The sequence below is a fragment of the Alistipes megaguti genome (assembly GCF_944320325.1).
GTDB classification, from domain to species: Bacteria; Bacteroidota; Bacteroidia; order Bacteroidales; family Rikenellaceae; genus Alistipes; species Alistipes megaguti.
The window spans coordinates 1-20,187 of record NZ_CALUHA010000021.1; the positions used below are offsets into that span (position 1 = coordinate 1).

The 20,187-nt window shown below is 61.9% G+C and carries 16 protein-coding genes and 1 tRNA gene; 8 read left to right on the forward strand and 9 right to left on the reverse strand.

Features of this window, described 5'->3' with window-relative positions; translation table 11 throughout:
- The 7 genes from PUQ42_RS06855 to PUQ42_RS06885 all read right to left on the reverse strand — a co-directional run bounded on the left by PUQ42_RS06855 (position 1) and on the right by PUQ42_RS06885 (position 7,632).
- Positions 1-77 (reverse strand) — tRNA-Ala (locus tag PUQ42_RS06855).
- Positions 78-289: 212 nt separating this feature from the next.
- The gene (locus PUQ42_RS06860; RefSeq protein WP_122120578.1) at positions 290-1,171 is read right to left on the reverse strand and encodes a carbohydrate kinase family protein; all 882 of its coding nucleotides are present in this window, start codon (positions 1,169-1,171) and stop codon (positions 290-292) included.
- 98 nt (positions 1,172-1,269) lie between these two features.
- Positions 1,270-2,301, reverse strand: a complete 1,032-nt coding sequence (locus tag PUQ42_RS06865; RefSeq protein ID WP_273372230.1) for a 2-oxoacid:ferredoxin oxidoreductase subunit beta — start codon at positions 2,299-2,301, stop codon at positions 1,270-1,272.
- A 4-nt stretch (positions 2,302-2,305) separates the two neighbouring features.
- A complete protein-coding gene (locus PUQ42_RS06870; protein ID WP_273372233.1) occupies positions 2,306-4,150 on the reverse strand; it encodes a 2-oxoacid:acceptor oxidoreductase subunit alpha in 1,845 nt (614 codons plus the stop codon).
- A 696-nt stretch (positions 4,151-4,846) separates the two neighbouring features.
- Positions 4,847-5,641, reverse strand: a complete 795-nt coding sequence (locus PUQ42_RS06875) for a gluconate 5-dehydrogenase (protein WP_087405443.1) — start codon at positions 5,639-5,641, stop codon at positions 4,847-4,849.
- Between the two features lie 321 nt (positions 5,642-5,962).
- Complete coding sequence (kduI, locus tag PUQ42_RS06880; protein ID WP_087309117.1) at positions 5,963-6,805, reverse strand: 5-dehydro-4-deoxy-D-glucuronate isomerase; 843 nt, start codon at positions 6,803-6,805, stop codon at positions 5,963-5,965.
- A gap of 155 nt (positions 6,806-6,960) precedes the next feature.
- Positions 6,961-7,632: an XRE family transcriptional regulator gene (locus PUQ42_RS06885; protein ID WP_273372237.1), complete on the reverse strand. Its 672-nt coding sequence runs from the start codon at positions 7,630-7,632 to the stop codon at positions 6,961-6,963.
- A gap of 139 nt (positions 7,633-7,771) precedes the next feature.
- Here PUQ42_RS06885 and PUQ42_RS06890 point away from each other — a divergent pair, with 139 nt between their 5' ends.
- Together PUQ42_RS06890 and terL are read left to right on the forward strand one after the other, a co-directional pair.
- On the forward strand, positions 7,772-8,059 hold the full coding sequence (locus PUQ42_RS06890) for a hypothetical protein (RefSeq protein WP_273372239.1): 288 nt from the start codon (positions 7,772-7,774) through the stop codon (positions 8,057-8,059).
- A 141-nt stretch (positions 8,060-8,200) separates the two neighbouring features.
- Positions 8,201-9,703, forward strand: a complete 1,503-nt coding sequence (gene terL / locus PUQ42_RS06895) for a phage terminase large subunit (protein WP_273372241.1) — start codon at positions 8,201-8,203, stop codon at positions 9,701-9,703.
- A gap of 130 nt (positions 9,704-9,833) precedes the next feature.
- On the opposite strand, the gene PUQ42_RS06900 is transcribed toward terL, so the two are convergent.
- Positions 9,834-10,388, reverse strand: a complete 555-nt coding sequence (locus PUQ42_RS06900; protein WP_273372244.1) for an outer membrane beta-barrel protein — start codon at positions 10,386-10,388, stop codon at positions 9,834-9,836.
- A gap of 225 nt (positions 10,389-10,613) precedes the next feature.
- Positions 10,614-11,636, reverse strand: coding sequence for a tRNA (adenosine(37)-N6)-threonylcarbamoyltransferase complex transferase subunit TsaD (gene tsaD / locus PUQ42_RS06905; protein WP_122120582.1), 1,023 nt, complete (start codon positions 11,634-11,636; stop codon positions 10,614-10,616).
- Positions 11,637-11,697: 61 nt separating this feature from the next.
- On the opposite strand from tsaD, the gene PUQ42_RS06910 reads away from it, so the two are divergent.
- From PUQ42_RS06910 to PUQ42_RS06935, 6 genes are read left to right on the forward strand one after another with little or no spacing between them, the layout of a single operon-like run.
- Positions 11,698-16,425 (forward strand): translocation/assembly module TamB domain-containing protein, encoded by a 4,728-nt coding sequence (locus tag PUQ42_RS06910; protein ID WP_420534954.1) that lies wholly within the window; start codon positions 11,698-11,700, stop codon positions 16,423-16,425.
- 26 nt (positions 16,426-16,451) lie between these two features.
- Complete coding sequence (locus PUQ42_RS06915; RefSeq protein ID WP_087309123.1) at positions 16,452-17,126, forward strand: MotA/TolQ/ExbB proton channel family protein; 675 nt, start codon at positions 16,452-16,454, stop codon at positions 17,124-17,126.
- Between the two features lie 6 nt (positions 17,127-17,132).
- Complete coding sequence (locus PUQ42_RS06920; protein ID WP_087309124.1) at positions 17,133-17,540, forward strand: ExbD/TolR family protein; 408 nt, start codon at positions 17,133-17,135, stop codon at positions 17,538-17,540.
- Positions 17,541-17,544: 4 nt separating this feature from the next.
- Positions 17,545-18,234 (forward strand): TonB family protein, encoded by a 690-nt coding sequence (locus PUQ42_RS06925; protein ID WP_206384450.1) that lies wholly within the window; start codon positions 17,545-17,547, stop codon positions 18,232-18,234.
- Positions 18,235-18,241: 7 nt separating this feature from the next.
- Positions 18,242-18,718 carry a DUF1573 domain-containing protein gene (locus PUQ42_RS06930; RefSeq protein WP_273372255.1) on the forward strand — a complete coding sequence of 159 codons (477 nt, stop codon included), beginning with the start codon at positions 18,242-18,244 and terminating at the stop codon, positions 18,716-18,718.
- A gap of 22 nt (positions 18,719-18,740) precedes the next feature.
- Entirely contained in the window at positions 18,741-20,054 is a 1,314-nt protein-coding gene (locus PUQ42_RS06935; RefSeq protein ID WP_273372258.1) for an amidohydrolase, read from the forward strand.
- The last annotated feature ends 133 nt before the right edge of the window (positions 20,055-20,187 follow it).

Here is a 20,187-nt window from a genome sequence, read left to right on the forward strand (position 1 = left end):
TGGTGGAGAATACGAGATTCGAACTCGTGACCTCTTGCATGCCATGCAAGCGCTCTAGCCAGCTGAGCTAATCCCCCATTGCGGTTGCAAAGATAAGCGGATTTTTTTAATTCCCACAAATTTTCCGCAGAAAAATGCCGATTTTTTTTGCGAATTTTCCTGGGTTTATATGTAAGTTTGTGATTTCCAGTTTGTTGATAGCAATCAGGCGTCTCTGCTGTCCGGTTGTCCATTTCCTCCTTGGGGGCAATCCTTACGAATTCCGTATCTTCTACCGCCCCCGGCGAGCCTATTCGAAGCGGGTCAACTCCTCGGGTAGGTGCGGCGTCGCTCCCTCGCACGTGCAGACATAGGCCGAAACCGCTACGCCCCGCGCATGGGCCGTCGCTATGTCGCAGCCGTGGAGCCACGCCGCGCAGAAGCCCGCCGTAAACGAATCGCCGGCTCCGACCGTATCGGCCACCTTGACCTTCGGCGTTGTGAGATCCGAACGCCCTCCGTCGTAGAAGACGTGGCTGCCACGGCTGCCGCACGTGAGAATTGTGGCCCGCAGACCGTAATCGACGCGCAGCCGTTCGGCGATCTCGCAGATATCCTCCGAGGCGATGCCCAGCATCCGTGCGACGATGACGGCCTCCTCGTCGTTTATCTTCAGTACGTTGCACCGGCGCAGTGACTCCGTGACCACCTCCCGCGAGTAGAACTGCTGGCGCAGGTTGATGTCGAAGACCCGGAGCGCCTCGCGCGGTGCCTCGTCAAGCAGCGTCGTGATCGTCCGCCGCGACTCCTCGCTGCGCTGGGCCAGCGACCCGAAGCAGATGCAGCGCGCCGTACGGGCCATCGTGCGGAGCGCCTCGGTGCAGGGGATGTGGTCCCACGCCACGTCGGTGAGAATCCGGTATTGCGGGATTCCCTCCGCGTCGAGCGTCACCTCCACGCGTCCCGTAGGGTAGTCCACCTGTGCCAGTTCGGCCTTCAGTCCCCGCTCGGCAAAGTTGCCGAGAATGGCTTCGCCGTCCGCATCCTTGCCTACGGCGCTGACGGCCCGGGCATCGTAGCCGAACTGCGCCATGTGCCAGGCAAAGTTGGCCGGGGCGCCGCCGATCTTGCATCCTTCGGGTAGCATGTCCCAAAGCACCTCGCCCAATCCGATGATGCATTCGTTTTTCATGACTTTTCGTTCTGTTGGTTTCTCTGCGATTGTTTTTCGTACGACGGCCGGACCCTCCGCTGGGGAGAATCCGGCCGGATCCTTTTCTTGTCGTCGGGCTATTTCACCTCCCAGGTGGCTCCCGAGTGCAGCAGATCGTCGACACAGTGGATCTTGCTCGAGGCCTTGACCTCCTCGACCTGACGCTCCACGGCCCGGTCGTAGACCGTGTCGTCCTCCACGGCGCGGATCACGCCCAGCGCCACCGGGTAGTCCGGGTATTTCATCGCCGCCAGCATCATGTGCAGCGTCGTGTCGCGCTCGTGGGCGTCGTGCGTCAGGATGTCGTTCAGCGTGTAGCCGTCCTGGCCCACCGTAACGACCTTCAGCTTCATGTTCTCGAAGACCAGACCCTTCTCCTTATTGGCGCCGAAGAGCATCTTCTCGCCGTGGCGCAGCACGACCGTATGCTCGGCGCGCGTGGCTTTGTCACCGGCGTAGGCGGCGTGGGTCTTGTCGTTGAAGATCACGCAGTTCTGCAGCGCCTCGACCACCGACATGCCCTTGTGCTTGGCCGCCTCGACCAGGCACTCCTTCGTCAGCTGGACCTCCATGTCGACCGTGCGGGCGAAGAACGTCCCCTTGGCGCCGATGACCAGTTCGCCCGGGGTGAAGGGTTTCTCGACCGTTCCGTAGGGCGAGGTCTTCGTGATCTTGCCCAGCTTCGAGGTGGGGGAGTACTGGCCCTTGGTCAAGCCGTAGATCTCGTTGTTGAAGAGGATGACGTTCAGGTCGACGTTGCGCCGGATGGCGTGGATGAAGTGGTTGCCGCCGATGGCCAGCGAGTCGCCGTCGCCCGTGGCCACCCAGACCGACAGCCGCGGGTTGGCCACCTTGACACCCGTTGCCACGGCATTGGCGCGTCCGTGTATGGAGTGGAAACCGTAGGTCTTCATGTAATAGATGAAGCGCGACGAGCATCCGATACCCGACACGAAGGTGAAGAGGTTGTGGGGCGTATCGAGGGCGTCCGCCACCTCGGGCAGGGCGCGCTGTACGGCATTCAGAATGGCGTGGTCGCCGCATCCCGGGCACCAGCGTACCTCCTGGTCGCTTTTGAAATCGGCGGGGGTATATTTGAAGTCTGCCATGGCGTTATTTCAGTAAGGATTCGAATTTTTCTTTCAGCTCGACCACCGTGAAGGGTTGGCCTTCGCACTTGTTGTACTGTTCGTAGTGGAACTCCTGGAAGTTCTGGCGCAGGTAGTTGGCAAATTGCCCTTCGTTGAGCTCGCAGACCACGATGCGGCGGAACCGTGCGAAGATTTCGCGCACGCCGTGAGGCAGCGGGTTGATGTAGTTGAAGTGGCACAGCGAAACCTTGTGGCCTTCGCGACGCATCTCGTCGACGGCGTTCTGAAGGTGTCCGCGCGTTCCACCCCAGCCGACGACGAGCAGTTCACCCTCCTGATCGCCCCAGACCGTTTGTGCGGGAATGTCGTCGACGACCTTGGCCACCTTGGCGGCACGCGTGTCGACCATCTTCTGGTGGTTGGCCGGGTCGTGGGAGATGCTGCCCTTGACGGCATCCTTCTCCAGACCGCCGACGCGGTGTTCGAGTCCCGCCTTGCCCGGGAAGGCCCAGCCGCGGGCCAACTGTTCGTTGCGCACGTAGGGCATGAAGCCGCCCTCGGGTGCCACGTCGACGATCGGCGGGCAGATCTTCGGATAATCCTTCATCGAGGGGATGCGCCACGGTTCGGAACCGTTGGCGATGAAGCCGTCGGTGAGCAGCACCACGGGGGTCATGTGTTCCATGGCCAGACGTCCGGCCTCGAAGGCGTAGTGGAAGCAGTCGCTCGGCGACGAGGCGGCCACCACGATCACCGGACACTCGCCGTTGCGGCCGTAGAGGGCCTGCATCAGGTCGCTCTGTTCGGTCTTGGTCGGCAGACCCGTCGAGGGTCCGCCGCGCTGTACGTCGACCACGACGAGCGGCAGTTCGGTCATCACCGCCAGCCCCAGCGCCTCGCTCTTGAGCGAAAGGCCCGGGCCCGAGGTGGTCGTCACGGCGAAGTTGCCCGCAAAGGCGGCACCGATTGCCGTGCAGATGCCGGCGATCTCGTCCTCGGCCTGAACGGTCTTCACGCCGAGATCCTTGCGTTTGGCCAGTTCCTCGAGGATCACCGTGGCCGGCGTAATGGGGTACGAGCCGCAGAACAGCGGTAGTCCGGCCTTCTCGGCAGCGGCGCACAGACCCCAGGCCGTGGCGACGTTGCCGTTGATCGAGCGGTAGGTTCCCTTCTCGCGTGCGGCGGGTGCCACGGTGTAGTGGCTGGCGAACTGGTGGGTATTGGCGGCGTAGTTGTATCCGGCCTTGATGGCGAGTTTGTTGGCCTCGGCCACGGCCGGGTTCTTCTTGGCGAATTTTGTGTCCAGATAGCGCAGGGCATACTCCTCGGGACGGTCGAAGAGCCAGAAGCAGATGCCCAGGGCGAACATGTTCTTGCACTTGGTGACGGCCTTGTTGTCCAGCCCGGTCTCCTTGAGGGCTTCGCGCGTCATCGAGGTGATGTCGGGCACAACGACGTTATATTCGTTCAGACCGAGTTCGGCCAACGGGTCGAGCGTCTTGAAGCCCGCCTTCTTGAGGTGCTCCTCGGTGATGGAGTCGCCGTCGATGATGACCGTAGCTTCGGGCTTCAGCCATTTGCGGTTGGCCTTCAGGGCGGCGGGATTCATTGCCACCAGCACGTCGCAATAATCACCGGGGTTGATTTCGCGGTGATCGCCGAAGTGGACCTGGAAACCGGAGACGCCGGCTACGGTACCTTGCGGAGCGCGGATTTCGGCCGGATAGTCCGGGAAGGTCGAGGTTCCGTTGCCCAGCAGCGCCGAGGTGTCGGAGAAGAGCGTACCCGTGAGCTGCATGCCGTCGCCCGAATCTCCGGAGAATCGAATGACCACATCCTGCAACTCCCTCACGTTGGAATGTTCCATGATTTTTGGTTTCAGATTAGTGTAATGGGTGAACAAGTTTTGACAAATATATAAAATAAATTGGCAAAACAGGTGTCGAATGGAAGTTTTTTAAGAATTTTTATGCGTTTTCGGGAAATTGTCTGGGACTGATTTGGTTAAGAATCACCTTTTTCAAGGTTTGTAAGCTGCTTTTTTGTTATGAAAATAGCGGATTGAGGCTTCAGATCGAAAGACAGGTTAGTTATTAAAAATTTTTTCAAATCGATGGGTCTTCAGTCTGGATTTTGCTTGCCGGAAGACGGATTTCGGAGAGGAACAGTTGGTTCGGGATGGGGATGGGGAAGCGGATCCGCAATCGAGTCACGAGTGTTTGAGACCGGGTAGGGAGATGATCGGCTGACTCCGGAGTGTCGTGGTCGGGGCGTGCCTGTTGCGGGAGATTGGCCGAGGCGGCAGTCTGGATCCCCAGATGGATGGACCGGGAACGGGCGGTGGCTGACCGGGGCAAGAAATGGCCGGGCATGGTTGGGGGCGTGCGTGGTGTGGAAGATTGGCCCGGAACGGCAGTTTGGACCGGGACGGATGTGGTGGGAACGGTAGTTCGGAGCTCGGAAAGAAATGGTTCCGTGTGGGCGCATCTGCCGGGGCCACACAAAAAAACGCCTTCCCCGTGCAGGGAAGGCGTTGCGTACATGTCCGATCGTATCCGGCCGCTTATTTGGGCTGCTTGCCGATGTAGGCCAGAATACCGCCGTCGACGTAGAGAATGTGACCGTTGACGAAGTCCGAAGCCTCCGATGCCAGGAAGACGGCCGGACCCATCAGGTCCTCGGTCGTACCCCAGCGGGCTGCCGGCGTCTTGGCAACGATGAAGGCGTCGAACGGATGACGCGAACCGTCCGGCTGACGCTCGCGCAGCGGTGCGGTCTGCGGGGTGGCGATATAGCCCGGGCCGATACCGTTGCACTGGATGTTGTATTCGCCGTACTCCGAAGCGATGTTGCGGGTCAGCATCTTCAGGCCGCCCTTGGCTGCGGCGTAGGCCGATACGGTCTCACGGCCGAGCTCCGACATCATCGAGCAGATGTTGATGATCTTGCCGTGGCCCTTCTTGATCATCGAGGGAATGACGGCCTTCGATACGATGAACGGACCGTTGAGGTCGATGTCGATTACCTGGCGGAAATCCTTGGCACTCATCTCGACCATCGGGATGCGCTTGATGATGCCGGCGTTGTTGACCAGAATGTCAATGACGCCGACCTCCTTTTCGATCTGGGCAACCATGGCATTGACCTGCTCCTCGTTGGTCACGTCGCAGACATAGCCCTTGGCGTCGACGCCTTCAGCCTTGTACGAGGCGAGGCCCTTGTCGACGAGCTCCTGTTTGATGTCGTTGAAGACGATCTTGGCGCCCTGGCGGGCGAAGGCCGTAGCGATGGCGAAGCCGATTCCGTAAGAGGCACCCGTTACGAGTGCTACCTTACCTTCCAATGAAAAGTTTACCATTTTTTACTTGGTATTAGATGGGTTGATTGGTTTGTTGTTTTTTGTGGGGTGATGGGTGGTGTCGCCTCGGAGTCTCTCCGGTGCATGAGTCGGTGCAGGTGGCTGGTTTCTCTCTCCGCTTTCTCTCTCACTTCCAGCCTCCGGACTCGGTCCTCGTGTCAGACTCCGGTTCCCGCCCGGTATCCGGCTTGGTCCCCTATTCGGAGTACGCCCGGTCCTTGGCCCCTAGCTTTGTTTCTGCCTGTTTCTGCCTGATCCTCCTTCCTGGTCCTGCCTGTTTCTGCCTGGTCCTGCACGGCCCCTTCCCTCTCGGCTCCGGGGTTATTTGAGGTCGGTGATCTTCGAGAAGTCCTGATCGCCGTAGTCGAGGTTCTCACCGCCCATACCCCAGATGAAGGTGTAGTTGTGGGTGGCTGCGGCGCTGTGGATCGACCACTCGGGCGACAGTACGGCCTGCTCGCCCTTCATCCAGATGTGGCGCGTCTCGTCGATCTGGCCCATCAGGTGGCAGACGGCGTGCTCCTCGGGCACCTCGAAGTAGAAGTAGGCCTCCATGCGGCGCGAGTGTACGTGGGCCGGCATGGTGTTCCAGACGCTGCCCGGAAGCAGTTCGGTCATACCCATCTGCAGCTGGCAGGTGGGGAGCACCTGGCTGACAATCATCTTGTTGATGTTGCGGTCGTTCGAACCTTCGAGCGAACCCATGTGGGCCACGACGGCGTTCTCCTTGGTGACCTTCTTGTCGGGGTAGGCGCAGTGGGCGGTCGTCGAGTTGAAGTAGAACTTGGCGGGATTCTTGGGGTCCTTGCTCGTGAAGGTGACCTCACGGTCGCCGCGGCCCAGGTAGAGGGCCTCCTTGTAGTTGAGTTCAAAGGTGGCGTCGCCGGCCTTCACCACGCCGGGGCCTCCGACGTTGAAGATACCCATTTCGCGGCGCGTCAGGAAGTAGGGGGCCTTCAGCGGATCGATGGCCTCGAGCTTGAGGGTCTCGTTGACGGGCATGGCGCCGCCCACGATCATGCGGTCGTACATCGAGTAGACCATGTTGACTTCGTCGGCTGCGAAGACCTTTTCGATCAGAAAGTCGCGGCGCAGACGGGCCGTGTCGTAATGCTTGGCATCTTCGGGATGCGCTGCATAGCGGATTTCGTAATTGGTTTTCATGGAATATATTGAAAATTAATACTTTGTATGCGAATCTCGCGAAATTGGGCGCCAAATCCGAAATTGGCTGACCAATTGTCGCTTCGGCAAAGATAATAAAAAAATCGGAATAGACCGCTTTGAATACGAAATAATTCGGGCGGAATCTCCGCCGTTTATCGAATGGAGTTCATGCGGATGCTGGCCTTGACCAGCGCGATGGCGCGGATGCGCGAAATCTCGACCTCCTTGTCGGCGTGATGGGGGTTCTGGCTGACGAGTTTGACATAACCCGGACGGTCGGATTTCTGGATGTATTTCACGGTGACATACTCCTCGCCGTCGATGTCGATCGACAGCAGGTACATGTCCCCCCAGAAGACGTCGTCGATGTTCTTGAGCTGTTTGTAGAGGACGATGTCGCCGCTCTTGAGCAGCGGGTACATCGAGTCGCCGACAATGTAGATGGCTCCGTCGCACTTCGGCAGGTTGGGGATGTGGATGTAGTTGACGGGCTTCATCTGGTGCTGGTCGGTAAACAGCGGTACGAGCCCGGCCGTCCCCTCGATCGAGTAGAGGGGGACACTCTGTAGCGGCAGCGAATTGTCCGTGCGGTGCATGTAGGCTGTCAGGTCGGGGTCGGCATTGAACATCTTGCCCGTGCCGGTTTCGAGCCACTCCGGGTTGACGTTCAATTCCTGAACCAGGATGTTGCGGTTGCGCGACGAGAGTCCCGCCTTGCCGGTCTCGATCATCGAAAGGGCTGCCTTTCCGATTCCAAGTCGCTGAGCCAGCTGCTCTTGCGTCATTCCGAGCTGTTTCCGTATCAGTTTTACCCGTTCGTTCATGGCTTTTGATCAAAAAAATTGATATAAAATTTTTGAACTTCCTGGTACAAAATTCAAATTTTGAACCTATCTTTGTGGAGCAAAGTTAAACAATTTATTTTCTTCTGCAAAGCGTTTTGCAAAAAAAGCTTCATTATCAATGATGTATTCGGTATCAACGGAACTTTACGAGGAGGTGGTCACGCGTTTGGTGGAGGCCATCGGCGGCGGAAGTTACTTTTCGGGAAGCCTGACGTTCGACCGGGAGGGCATCGAGTGCCGGCTGACGGCCTCGGTGATCGTCTACCGGCGGCGGGAGAGCTATCCGGAAGGGGATCGGGATGCGATTGCGGATCTGGTGCCCGTCTGGTGGGAGTTCCACACCACGGGCCCGGAGGGCGAAATGCTGAACGACTTCACGTTTTCCGAGGTGCGGGCACTCTTCTGAGCCCCCCGTACGGCTCCGGACCGCCAATCCCGGGCGCGGCGCCGCCCGCCGGAGCCTCAGGCAATCTTTCACCGGGATCGAGGACCCGCCCGTCGCGGCGCCGCCAGCACCGGGTCCCGACCTTACGAAAAAACTGTTCACATGGTTAAAAAAACCGAATCGGTCTCTGCGGGAGTCTCTCCCGCAGAGATTTTTGTTCCCGACATCGGGGAGTTGTGCTTTCCCGGAGCGGCCGAGCCCCCTTCGTTCACGGAGTTCGCCCTGGGGGTCTATCCGTTTCTCGAGCTGCAGTCCTTTCACCGGGTCTATTACCGCGTGCTGGAGGCCTTTGCCCGGGGGCGGGTGCGCCGGCTCATGGTGACAATGCCCCCGCAGCACGGCAAGAGTGTCGGCTCCACGACGCTGCTGCCGGCCTACATGCTGGGACTGGATCCCGATCTGCGGGTGGCGATCGCCTCCTATTCGGGGTCGCTGGCCTCGAAGTTCAACCGCCGCGTGCAGCGCATCCTCGACTCGCGCGAGTACGGGGCCTTCTTCCCTGCGACCTGCATCAAGCAGGGGACCAAACCGCCCGGCTACATCCGCACCTCGGAGGAGGTCGAGGTGATCGACCACCGGGGCGGGCTGCTTTCGGTCGGGCGCGAGGGTTCGCTGACGGGCAACCGCGTCGACTGCTTCATCCTGGACGACCTCTACAAGGATGCCATGGAGGCCAATTCGCCGCTGGTGCGGGCCAACTGCTGGGAGTGGTATACGTCGGTGGTGCGGACGCGCATGCACAACGCCTCGCGCGAACTGATCGTCTTCACGCGATGGCACGAGGAGGATCTCATCGGGACGCTCTTGCGGCGCGAACCGGTTGAGGAGCTCCGTACGTGGGCTCAGCTCGAGCGTCCGTCGGCCGACGGGTGGCTCCACCTGAACTTCGAGGCGCTGAAGGCCTCGCCCGCAACGGAACTCGACCCGCGGCAGCCGGGTGAGGCACTCTGGGAGACGCAGCACGGCGCCACGCTGCTGGCAGCCAAGCGGCGGTTGGATCCCGTGCAGTTCGAGGCGATGTACCAGGGCCACCCGACCGTGCGCGAGGGGCTGTTGTACGGGCTGAACTTCACGGAGTACGACGACCTGCCGCACGAGATCGTCCGCCGCGCCAACTACACCGATACGGCCGATACGGGCGACGACTACCTCTGTTCGATCTCCTATGCGGTCGATGCGGACGGGGTGATCTACGTGACGGACGCCGTCTATTCGCGGGCGCCGATGGAGGAGACCGAGCCGCTGGTGGGGGATCTGCTCGTGCGCTCGGCAACGCGGCAGGCCCTCATCGAGAGCAACAACGGCGGGCGGGGTTTTGCCCGGGCCGTGCAGGCGCTGGCTCCGGATGTACGGGTGGAGTGGTTCCACCAGAGTGCCAACAAGGAGGCGCGCATTCTGTCGAATGCCGCCACGGTGCTCCATCTGGTGCGGTGGCCGCGGGGATGGAACCTGCGCTGGCCCGACCTCTACGCCCATCTGACGACCTATCGGCGCAAGTTCCGCTCCAACCGCTGGCACGATGCGGCGGACGTCGTGACGGGAATCGTCGAGCACGAAGTGGTGGATCGCAGCCGCAAGCGTCTCCGCGGGGTACACTTTGCGTGAGAGCCGCTTTTCGTGAGGGCCCCGCCCCGGCCTTTCCCTCCCCGCCTCTCACGAAAACACCCCTGTCGGATGCTCCGGCAGGGGTGTCTGGTGAGATAGGAGGACCGCAGGGGGGCGGGCCGACTCGGAATTAGAAGTAGAATTTAATGCCGACCGTGGGGCTGATGCCCAGCTGGAAGTTGACTTCGTTGCTGGTGACCTTTTCTTTCGAGAACGACAGGGTCGTATAATCGAGCGACATGAGGTTCAGCGAGAAGCTCCATTTCTCGGAGTGGCGGTATTCGAATGCTCCGAGCCTGAATTCGGAGACAAACCCCACGCCGGACATTTTGTCGTAGGAGGCATAGGCGAATCCCAGACCGACCTCCGGAACATAGTAGATCCGGTCGCAGATCCTGAGGTAATAGGCAATGTTGGGGCCGATGGCTACCGTATGGGTGGTGCGCCCGATCAGCGGAGCGAGGCTGTAGTCGATCTTTCCGCCCACGCGCAGGTTGTCGCGGACGAAGATGCCGAATTCCGGGGCGAGTTGGAAATAGGTGTCCGAGATGGAGGTGTCGTCGCCGTTGAACGAGTGGGTGGAGACGCCGAGAATGCCGCCGATGTACATTTCGCCCCTTTCCTGGGCGGATGCGATGGTGCATGAAGCAATTGCGAACAGAGCGCAGCAGAGGATTCTTTTCATCATGAGTTTGGGGTTTTGTGATGGAGTTGAAAGATTTGTGTCGGAATGTTGAACCAAATATAACGAATTTCCGGGAGTTGGGCAATTTTTTCGAGTTTATTTTTTTGAAAATGAGCTGCTCGGTTCGGGAAGACGGTTTCGGGGCGTCGCCGCCGGAGACGAAAAGTCCCGCCTCCGGTCGGACGGAGACGGGACCTGATGCCACGCGCAAGCGGGGCGTGTCGTCTACAGCTCTTCGAGACGGGCCACGGGCGAGACGTCGAGCGAGGCGAACTCGCCGTTGCGGTAGTGGAAGTAACCGGCCATGGCGATCATGGCGGCGTTGTCGGTCGTGAACTTGAACTCGGGCAGGAAGGTCCGCCAGCCGCGGCGCCGTCCGGCCTCCGTGATGCCGTTGCGCAGTCCGGAGTTGGCCGAGACGCCTCCGCCGGCCGCAATGTCGCGGATGCCCGTATCCTTCGAGGCGCGGATCAGCTTGTCGAGCAGGATCTCGACGATCGTGGCCTGCAGCGAGGCGCACAGGTCGGCCTTGTTTTTCTCGATGAAGTCGGGGTCCTGGGCCACGGCGTCGCGCAGCGTGTAGAGGAACGAGGTCTTCAGGCCCGAGAACGAGTAGTCGTAGCCGTCGACATGGGGATGGGCGAAGCGGAAGGCCTTGGGGTTGCCCTCCTTGGCCAGGCGGTCGATCACCGGGCCGCCCGGATAGGGGAGTCCCATCACCTTGGCGCACTTGTCGAAGGCTTCGCCGGCGGCGTCGTCGATCGTCGTGCCGATGATCTCCATCTCGAGCGGGGAGTTGACGCGCACGATCTGCGTGTGGCCGCCGCTGACCAGCAGACACAGGAACGGAAAATCGGGGTGGGGCAGCTGCCGGTCCGGAAGGTCGATGAAGTGCGAGAGGATATGCCCCTGGAGGTGGTTGACCTCGACCATCGGGATGTTGCGGGCGATGGAGAGCCCCTTGGTGAAGGAGACGCCCACCAGAAGCGATCCCAGCAGACCGGGACCGCGCGTGAAGGCAATGGCGTCGATCTCCGAGGCCGTGAGTCCGGCTTCGCGCAGGGCAGTGTCCACCACCGGGATGATGTTCTGCTGATGGGCGCGGGAGGCCAGTTCGGGGATGACGCCGCCGTACTTCATGTGTACGGCCTGCGAGGCGATGACGTTCGAAAGCAGGACGTTGTTGCGCAGGACGGCTGCCGAGGTGTCGTCGCACGAGGATTCGATGCCGAGAATTGTAATATCCATCCGGTTTTTTCGCTGTTATTTTAACTTTTTCGCTAACTTTGCCCGTTATAACGGTGTTCCGATGCGCAAAGGTATAAAAATATTGGGAATGGTGTTCTCGGCGGCGGTTTTGTTGCTGATAATTCTTCCCCTGGGGCTGTCGCTGCTGCTGGATATCCGCTCGGTGCAGAACTTCGTCGCGGACCGTCTGGCCGAGCTGGTGTCGCGGCGGCTGGAGACCACCGTTTCGATCGACCACGTGGACATCGGACTCTTCTCGCGGATCCGTGTCGACGGTTTCTATGTCGAGGACTATCAGCGCGATACGCTTTTCTATGTCGGCCATCTGAACACCTATGTCACCAGTCTGGGGCTGTTGGGCGGCGGGCTGGAGCTCAGCCGCGGCGAGATTGCCGATGCGAGGCTCTACCTGCGTCAGACCCCCTCGGGCGAGATGAACATCAAGCAGGTCGTCAACCGCATCTCCGACCCCGACCGCGAGAAGAAGGGCAACTTCCGGCTGCGGCTGCGCAAGGCCTCGATCGACGGCATGGAGCTCTGTCTGGAGCGCCTCGACCGCCGCGATCCGGAGTTCGGCATCGATTTCGCCCACATGCATCTCTGCGACATGACAGCCTTCGTCGAGGATTTCACCATCGACGGCCAGGCCATCTATACCTCGATCGAACGCCTGGCGGCCCGCGAACGGAGCGGTTTTGAACTCGAACGCCTCTCGGGACGCTTCTACATGACGCAGGGGTGTCTGGGATTCGAGGATACGGAGATCCGCACCCGCCGGTCGGATATCCACATTCCCTACATCTCGCTCGTGGGCAATTCGTGGGACGAGTACCGCGACTTCGTCAACGAGGTGCGGATCGACGCGGCGCTCCGCGATTCGAAGGTCTCGTCGGACGACATCGCCTGGTTTGCCCCCTCGCTGCGCGACTGGCACGTCGACTTCTCGGAGGCCGATCTCGACTTCACGGGTACGGTGGCCGACTTCACGGGGCGGATCCGCCGTCTGACCCTCGACCGGGAGACGCATCTGGCGGCCGAACTGGCCGTCCGCGGCCTGCCCGAGATCCGCACGACGCGTTTCGACATCACGCTCTCGCGGCTGCAGTCGACGGCCGAGGCCCTCGACCGCCTTTCGTGGTCCATCGCCCGAAGCGGCCTTCCGGAACAGGTGGCCTCGGTGGTCGGGAATTCGGGGCGTTTGGACCTCGAGGGACGCTTCGTCGGACGCCTCTCGGCCTTCGACATGCGTCTGGGGGCCGCCACCGGTGTGGGCAAGGTCTCCTGCTCGCTGGAGATGGCTCCCCTCAGGCGGGGCATGAGCTCGATCCGCGGACGGGTCGAGACGCGCAACTTCCGGCTGGGCGAACTGCTCGGACGCGAGGAGCTGCTGGGTGACGCCTCGCTCACGGCCCGCATCGACGGCATGATCGGCCGGGGCATTGCCGATGCCAACATCGCGGGCACGGTCGCCGATCTGGGCTTCAACGGCTACGTCTACGACTCGCTGCGGCTCGACGGCCGGCTCCGCAACCGCGAATTCGACGGCCGGATCGCGGCCCGCGACCCCAATCTGGATTTCGATTTCTTCGGCAAGGTCGATTTCAACGATACGGTTCCCAACTACGACTTTTCGCTCGATCTGCGTCATGCCGACCTGGCCCGGCTGCAGATCAACCAGCGCGATTCGGTGTCGCGGCTCTCGGCCTTTCTGGAGGCCAACGCCAGCGGACGCTCGCTCGACGACCTGAACGGTTCGATCCGCGTCTCGGACGCCCGTTACCGCTACAACGACAAGGAGGTCACCGCCGAGCAGATCGACGTGCGCGGTGAAAACTCGGCCGACAGCAAGTTCGTCGAACTGCGTTCGGACTTCGCCGACGCCACCTTCCGTTCGAAGACCAGCTACCGCACCGTCTTCGAGTATCTGCGGCGGAGCGCCTGGCGCTATCTGCCGATTCTGGGACGCGGCGAGCCGGCGGCCGACTCCGTGGCGCGCAAGGCGGCCGTGGCCAACGACTTCTCGCTGCTGTCGGTCAACATCCACAACTTCAATCCGGTGGCCGATGCCGTGGCCGCGGGGCTTCAGATTGCCGACGGAGCGTCGATGCAGCTGCTCTTCAATCCGGCCAGCGACCAGTTCTCGCTCAAGGCCTCGGCCGAATACATCGAACGGCGGCGGATGCTGGCCACGCGCCTCTCGGTCAATGCCCTGAACCGGGGCGATTCGCTGGCCCTCTACGCCTCGGCCGAGGATCTCTATGCCGGGATGCTGCACCTGCCGCAGCTCTCGCTCATGGGCGGCGCCAAACAGGGCCGCGTGGAGCTTTCGGCGGGATTCAACGATACGACGCGCCGGGCTTCGGGTCTGGTGGGGCTCCGGGCCCGGGTGGCCGACGAGAACGGCCCCAACGGCCGCGTGGTCGAACTCCATATCCAGCCTTCGCACATCACGCGCGGCGACAAGACCTGGCAGATCTTCGCCCACCGCATCCAGCTCGATACGGCGCGGATCGACATCGACCACTTCTTCGTGATGAACGACGAGCAGGAGCTGCTCCTGGACGGCATCGCCTCGCGCAGCCGCGACGATTCGCTGACCCTGTCACTGCGCAACTTCGACCTGGGGCCCTTCACGCAGGTGGCCGAACGCATGGGCTACTACATCGAGGGGCGTACGAACGGACGGGCGACGATGAAATCGGTGCTGCGCGGGGCCGAGGTGACGGCCGACATCCTGCTCGACAGCGTCGAGGTGAACGACATCCCGGCACCGCCCATGCGGCTGGCCTCGCGCTGGGACTTTGCCCGCAACCGGGCCGGCGTGACGGTCACCAACCGCGAGAAACGCGATACGCTTGTGCGGGGCTTCTACGCTCCGACGCGCAGCCGCTACTATGTGCGGATGGATGTCGACAGCCTCGACATGGGGCTTCTGGATCCGCTGCTCTCGGGGGTGATCTCCTCGACCGAGGGGCTGGCTTCGGCCGATCTGGTGCTGCAGGGGCAGGGCCGCGAGGCCGATCTGGGGGGTGAGATCCGCGTGTCGGGGCTCCGCACGACGGTCGACTTCACGCGGGTGACCTACGCCATGCCCGAGGCGCTGCTCACGGTGCACGACAACCGCTTCCAGGCCGCCAATGTCCCGGTCTACGACCCGCAGGGCAACCGCGGCCGTTTCGACTTCGATCTGAATCTCGAACACCTGTCGAACATCTCCTACGACGTGCGGGTGGCCCCGCAGCGGATGCTTGTGCTCAATACGACGGCCGAGGACAACGACCTCTTCCACGGACGGGTCTACGCCACGGGCATGGCCCGTATTGCGGGCAACAAGGGCTCGGTTGACATGGACATTACGGCCTCGACGGACGAGAATTCGTCGTTCGTCATGCCGCTGTCGAGCCGGTCGAACATCTCGAGCGCCGATTTCGTCCGCTTCGTGCAGCCGCGCAGGATCGACTCGCTGGACGATGTGGCGCGGCGCAAACTCTCGTTCGAGCGCCGGCGGCGCCAGGAGTTCAACGCCGGCAGCAGCATGAACATCAACATGGCGCTTGACGTGCGGCCCAATGTCGAGATGGAGCTCGACGTGGCGGGCAATACGGTGCGCGGACGCGGCGCCGGGGCGCTGAACCTTGAGATCAATCCCCGCGAAAACCTTTTCATGATCAACGGCGACTATACGATCGAGGAGGGAACGTTCCTGCTCTCGCTGCAGCAGATCATCAACAAGCGCTTTACGATCGAGAGCGGATCGTCGATCCAGTGGACCGGTTCGCCGATGGAGGCGCAGCTCAACATCGACGGCATCTACAAGGTCAAGGCGTCGCTGCAGCCGCTGCTGCAGGGGACGTCGGAGAATCTGGGCGGCGACCGTTCGGTGCCGGTCGAGTGTGTGATCCACCTGGGCGAGTCGCTTTCGAACCCGAGCATCACGTTCGACGTGCGCGTGCCGGGGTCGGATCCCGAGACGGCGGCCGTGGTGGCCAGTGCGCTGTCGACCCCCGAGACGGTCGACACGCAGTTCCTCTACCTGCTGCTCTTCAACAGCTTCATGTCGGAGAGCACGTCGCAGTCGTCGTCGAACATCGGCAGTTCGGTCTCGGCGGCCACGGGGCTGGAGTTCGTCTCGAACATGGTGAGCACGTGGCTCTCGTCGTCGGACTACAACGTGGTGATCCGCTACCGGCCCAAGTCGGAGCTGACGAGCGACGAGGTGGACTTCGGGCTGTCGAAGAGCCTGATCAACAACCGCCTCTTCGTCGAGGTCGAGGGCAACTACCTGATCGACAACAAACAGGCGGTGAACAACAATACGATGTCGAACTTCATGGGCGAGGCCTACATCACCTACCTGATCGACCGCGCCGGGACGCTCAAGCTGAAGGCCTTCACGCAGACGATCGACCGTTTCGACGAGAACCAGGGTCTGCAGGAGACGGGCATGGGCGTCTACTTCAAGGAGGATTTCGACAATCTGCGCGACCTGCGCGACCGGATCCGGGAGCGCTTCACCAACAAGCGCCGCAAGGCGCGCCGCATGGCGCGTCGCACGCTGCGCGAAGCCGAGAAGGCGGAGCTGCGGGCTCGCGAGGAGGCTTCCGAAGCGTCGGAGCGCGCGAAGGAGTCCGCAACGGCCCCGGACAAGGCGGAGGAGGGGCCGCAGCCGTTCAGCCTTGCGGAGCCGCTCTACGAGGAGGACCCCTCGCCGGAGAAGACCGAAAAGCCGGCCGTTCAGACGGGGGACAGCGCGCGGCGCCGCATCAAAAAGGAGCATTCAATCAAGTAAAACACCAATAATTCACACAAAACGCTATGACAACATTTTTGCAGGCCGCCGAGGCGGTGGCCGTAAGTGAAGAGACCCGCATGGGCTTGTGGACGCTGTTTACCAAGGGCGGCTGGCTGATGTGGCCGCTGCTGGTGCTGGGGGGAGTGACGATCTTCATCTTCGTGGAGCGCTTTCTGGCCATCCGCAAGGCCTCGGTGCTGGACATGAACTTCATGAACCGCATCCGCGACTACATTTCGGACGGCAAGATCTCGACGGCCGTCAACCTGTGCAAGAAGACCGACACGCCGATCGCCCGCATGGTCGAGAAGGGCATCGAGCGCATCGGACGTCCGATGAGCGACGTGCAGACAGCCATCGAGAATGTGGCCAATCTCGAGGTTTCGAAGCTCGAAAACGGGCTTCCGTTCCTGGCGACGATCGCCGGCGGCGCCCCGATGCTGGGCTTCCTCGGCACGGTGCTCGGCATGGTGCAGACCTTCATGGACATGTCGGCGGCGGGCGGTACGGTCGACCTGGCGCTGTTGGCCAGCGGTATGTACGTGGCCATGGTGACGACCGTCGGCGGTCTGATCGTCGGCATCCCGGCCTACTTCGGCTACAACTATCTGGTGGCCCGCATCGAGAAGCTGGTCTTCCAGATGGAGGCCAACTCGATCGCCTTCATGGACATTCTGAATCAACCCGTTCAAAAATAGACGGCCATGGCAATCAAACACGGTTCGAAAGTCGATAAATCGTTTTCGGCCTCGTCGATGACCGACCTGATGTTCCTGCTGCTGCTCTTCCTGCTGATCGCCACGACGCTGATCAACCCCAATGCCCTGAAGCTGATGTTGCCCAAAAGTTCGAACCAGCTCAAGGACAAGGCGATGACGACGGTTTCGGTGCAGGATCTGAAGAACGGCCACTACCGCTATTACGTCGAGAGCAACGAGGTGGGTTCGATCGAAGGGGTCGAGCGGGCACTCAAGGCGCGCCTCGACGGGCAGAAGGAGCCCACCGTATCGCTGCACTGCGACAAGACGGTGGCCGTCGACGAGGTGGTCAAGGTGATGAACATCGCCAAGGACAACAATTACAAACTGATACTGGCCACCACGCCGCGATAGCCGTATGTATTACTATGATCCCGATAACAGGTCCCCGCGACGGTGGGCGATTGTGGCGGCAGCGGTCTATGGCGTGCTGCTCGCGGGATCGTTCGCCGCGGTGTCGTTCGACTTCACGCCGGCGCTCGAGAAGCCGGGCGACACGATCCTTGTCGACTTCACGGAGCCGGTGCCTGAGGAGCCGCCGCGGCCTCCGGTGCAGGTGGCCGAGGAGCCGCGCGTCCACGACGAGGCTGCTCCGGTGGAGCAGGTGGCCCAGGCTGCGGGCAAGGACGAGGTGACCGAGACCCCGAATCCGAAGGCACTCTTCAAGATGAACCGCGGCGGGGCGGACGAACCCGACAATGCGGGCAATCCACGCGCCCGGGAGGGCGAGGACAAGGCTTCGGGCCGGGGTCCGGGTCTGAATCCCGACGGACTGGACCAGCTGGACAAGGGGCTCCAGGGTCGCGGACTGGTGGGCGACCTGCCGCGTCCGTCCTACCCGGGCGGTAAGAGCGGCAAGGTGGTGATCCGGGTGACGGTCGACGCGCGGGGCCGGGTCACGGGAGCCTCCTACGAACCGGTGGGTTCGACGACCGATGCTCCGGAACTGGTTGCAGCGGCGCGTCAGGCGGCCCTCAAGGCGCGCTTCACGGAGAGCCGTGCCGCGGTGCAGGGCGGAACGATAACCTATGTATTCACACTGAATTGATGAACCGATGAAACGAATTTTGCTCGTGCTGCTCGGGAGCCTCCTCATGACGGGGGCCTACGCGGCAAAACCCGCCCGTGCGGGTCGTGAGGCGCCGCAGCGAGCGGGCGCCCATCTGCGTTTGGAGGAGACGTCGTGGAATTTCGGCGACGTGCCGCGCCGGGGCGACGATCTGGTGCACGAATTCCGCTTTGTGAACGACGGCGAACGGCCGTTGGTGCTGGTGCGCGTCATCACGTCGTGTTCGTGCATCCGGGCGTCGTTCTCGAAGCGCCCCGTGGCTCCGGCCGATTCGGGGGTGATCCGCATCATCTACGAGCCGCACAAGAGTGAACCCGGCGCCTTCAACAAGGTGATCCAGATCTACTCCAATTCGGTCGACGGGCGCGACATCCTCACCGTGCAGGGCAATTCGCTCGACGACGAGGAGCTGGAACGCAGCCGGGAGACGCGTCCGAAAACCCCGAAACCCAGAAACAAGTAATACCATATATCTATATAATACGATGGCACTACTCTTTTCCAATGCTACGGTTCTGCCGATGACCTCGGCGGAGGATGCCCCCCGCACGTTCCGAGGCTGGGTGGGCATCGACGCAAACCGCCTGACGCTGGTGACCGACTCGGAGACGGAGGCTGCGGCATTCCGCACGGCACACGCCGGTCTGCGCGAGATCGACTGCCGCGGCAAACTCCTCATGCCGGGGCTGATCAACACCCACTGCCACGCCGGCATGACCCTTCAGCGCAGCTATGCCGACGACATCACGCTCATGGAGTGGCTCAACGACTACATTTGGCCCTTCGAGTCGCGGCAGACGCCCGACGAGGTGGCGCTGGGCATGACGCTCGGCATCGTCGAGATGCTGCTGGGCGGCGTGACGTCGTTCGTCGACATGTACTATGACGAGGATCGGTGCGTGGAGGTGGCCGAGCGGCTGGGGATCCGGGCGGTGCTGGGCTGCAACTACTTCGATTCGAACATCGGGGAGGTCTTCCCGCAGGTGGAGCGGGCCGTCGAACGGGCCGCCGCCGGAAGCGGCCGTGTGCGGATCGCCGTGGCGCCCCATTCGGCCTATACGGTCTCGCCGGAGAATCTGGTGCGGGGACGGGAGCTGGCCGAGCGGCTCGATCTGGGGATGATGACCCATATCGCCGAGACGCGTGACGAGATCCGGATCGTGGGCGAGCGCTATGGCCGCACGCCGGTCGCACACCTCGATGCCCTGGGGCTTCTGGGACCGCATATGATCGGCGCCCACTGTGTCCATGTCACGGATTCCGATTTGGCGACGCTCGTGGAACGGGGTGTGACCGTATCGCACAATCCGCAGAGCAACATGAAGATCTCGAGCGGCGTCGCTCCCGTGGAGAAGATGCTTCGGGTCGGGGCTCTGGTGACGGTGGCCACGGACGGCACCTGTTCGAACAACGACCTCGACATGTGGGAGGAGTTGCGTACGGCGGCCTTCCTGCAGAAATCCGCTACGGGAGACCCGACGGCCCTCCCGGCCTGGGAGGTGCTGCGGATGGCCACGGCCAACGGAGCCCGGGCCATGGGGTATGCCGACGGGGAGCTGGGCGTACTGCGCGAAGGGGCGCTGGCCGACCTGATTGTCGTCGACCTGCAGAAACCCCACCTGCAGCCGATTCACAACGTCGCGTCGAATCTGGCCTACTGCGGCAAGGCTTCGGACGTCGAGACGGTGGTGGTCGACGGACGGATCGTTGTCGAGAACCGCCGCATTGCCGGGGTGGATCTGCCGGATCTCTACGCCCGGGTAGGCGAGGCGGTGCGCCGCATCACGACGCAGGGCTGATCCCGCGGCGGTGTCCGACTCCGGCATGCATACCGGATATCGGGACCCTGGGATGGGAGTCTTTGCGGATGCTGGCGGCAAATGGCTGCGGCACCGGATTTGCGGGAAAATTTTTAAAACCTAACTAAATTTT

Excerpts from the sequence above, each read along its gene's own strand:
- PUQ42_RS06860 (WP_122120578.1), bottom strand. The coding sequence starts at position 1,171 with ATGAAAAACGAATGCATCATCGGATTGGGCGAGGTGCTTTGGGACATG.
- PUQ42_RS06865 (WP_273372230.1), bottom strand. The coding sequence starts at position 2,301 with ATGGCAGACTTCAAATATACCCCCGCCGATTTCAAAAGCGACCAGGAG.
- PUQ42_RS06870 (WP_273372233.1), bottom strand. The coding sequence starts at position 4,150 with ATGGAACATTCCAACGTGAGGGAGTTGCAGGATGTGGTCATTCGATTC.
- PUQ42_RS06875 (WP_087405443.1), bottom strand. The coding sequence starts at position 5,641 with ATGGTAAACTTTTCATTGGAAGGTAAGGTAGCACTCGTAACGGGTGCC.
- kduI (WP_087309117.1), bottom strand. The coding sequence starts at position 6,805 with ATGAAAACCAATTACGAAATCCGCTATGCAGCGCATCCCGAAGATGCC.
- PUQ42_RS06885 (WP_273372237.1), bottom strand. The coding sequence starts at position 7,632 with ATGAACGAACGGGTAAAACTGATACGGAAACAGCTCGGAATGACGCAA.
- PUQ42_RS06890 (WP_273372239.1), top strand. The coding sequence starts at position 7,772 with ATGATGTATTCGGTATCAACGGAACTTTACGAGGAGGTGGTCACGCGT.
- terL (WP_273372241.1), top strand. The coding sequence starts at position 8,201 with ATGGTTAAAAAAACCGAATCGGTCTCTGCGGGAGTCTCTCCCGCAGAG.
- PUQ42_RS06900 (WP_273372244.1), bottom strand. The coding sequence starts at position 10,388 with ATGAAAAGAATCCTCTGCTGCGCTCTGTTCGCAATTGCTTCATGCACC.
- tsaD (WP_122120582.1), bottom strand. The coding sequence starts at position 11,636 with ATGGATATTACAATTCTCGGCATCGAATCCTCGTGCGACGACACCTCG.
- PUQ42_RS06910 (WP_420534954.1), top strand. The coding sequence starts at position 11,698 with ATGCGCAAAGGTATAAAAATATTGGGAATGGTGTTCTCGGCGGCGGTT.
- PUQ42_RS06915 (WP_087309123.1), top strand. The coding sequence starts at position 16,452 with ATGACAACATTTTTGCAGGCCGCCGAGGCGGTGGCCGTAAGTGAAGAG.
- PUQ42_RS06920 (WP_087309124.1), top strand. The coding sequence starts at position 17,133 with ATGGCAATCAAACACGGTTCGAAAGTCGATAAATCGTTTTCGGCCTCG.
- PUQ42_RS06925 (WP_206384450.1), top strand. The coding sequence starts at position 17,545 with ATGTATTACTATGATCCCGATAACAGGTCCCCGCGACGGTGGGCGATT.
- PUQ42_RS06930 (WP_273372255.1), top strand. The coding sequence starts at position 18,242 with ATGAAACGAATTTTGCTCGTGCTGCTCGGGAGCCTCCTCATGACGGGG.
- PUQ42_RS06935 (WP_273372258.1), top strand. The coding sequence starts at position 18,741 with ATGGCACTACTCTTTTCCAATGCTACGGTTCTGCCGATGACCTCGGCG.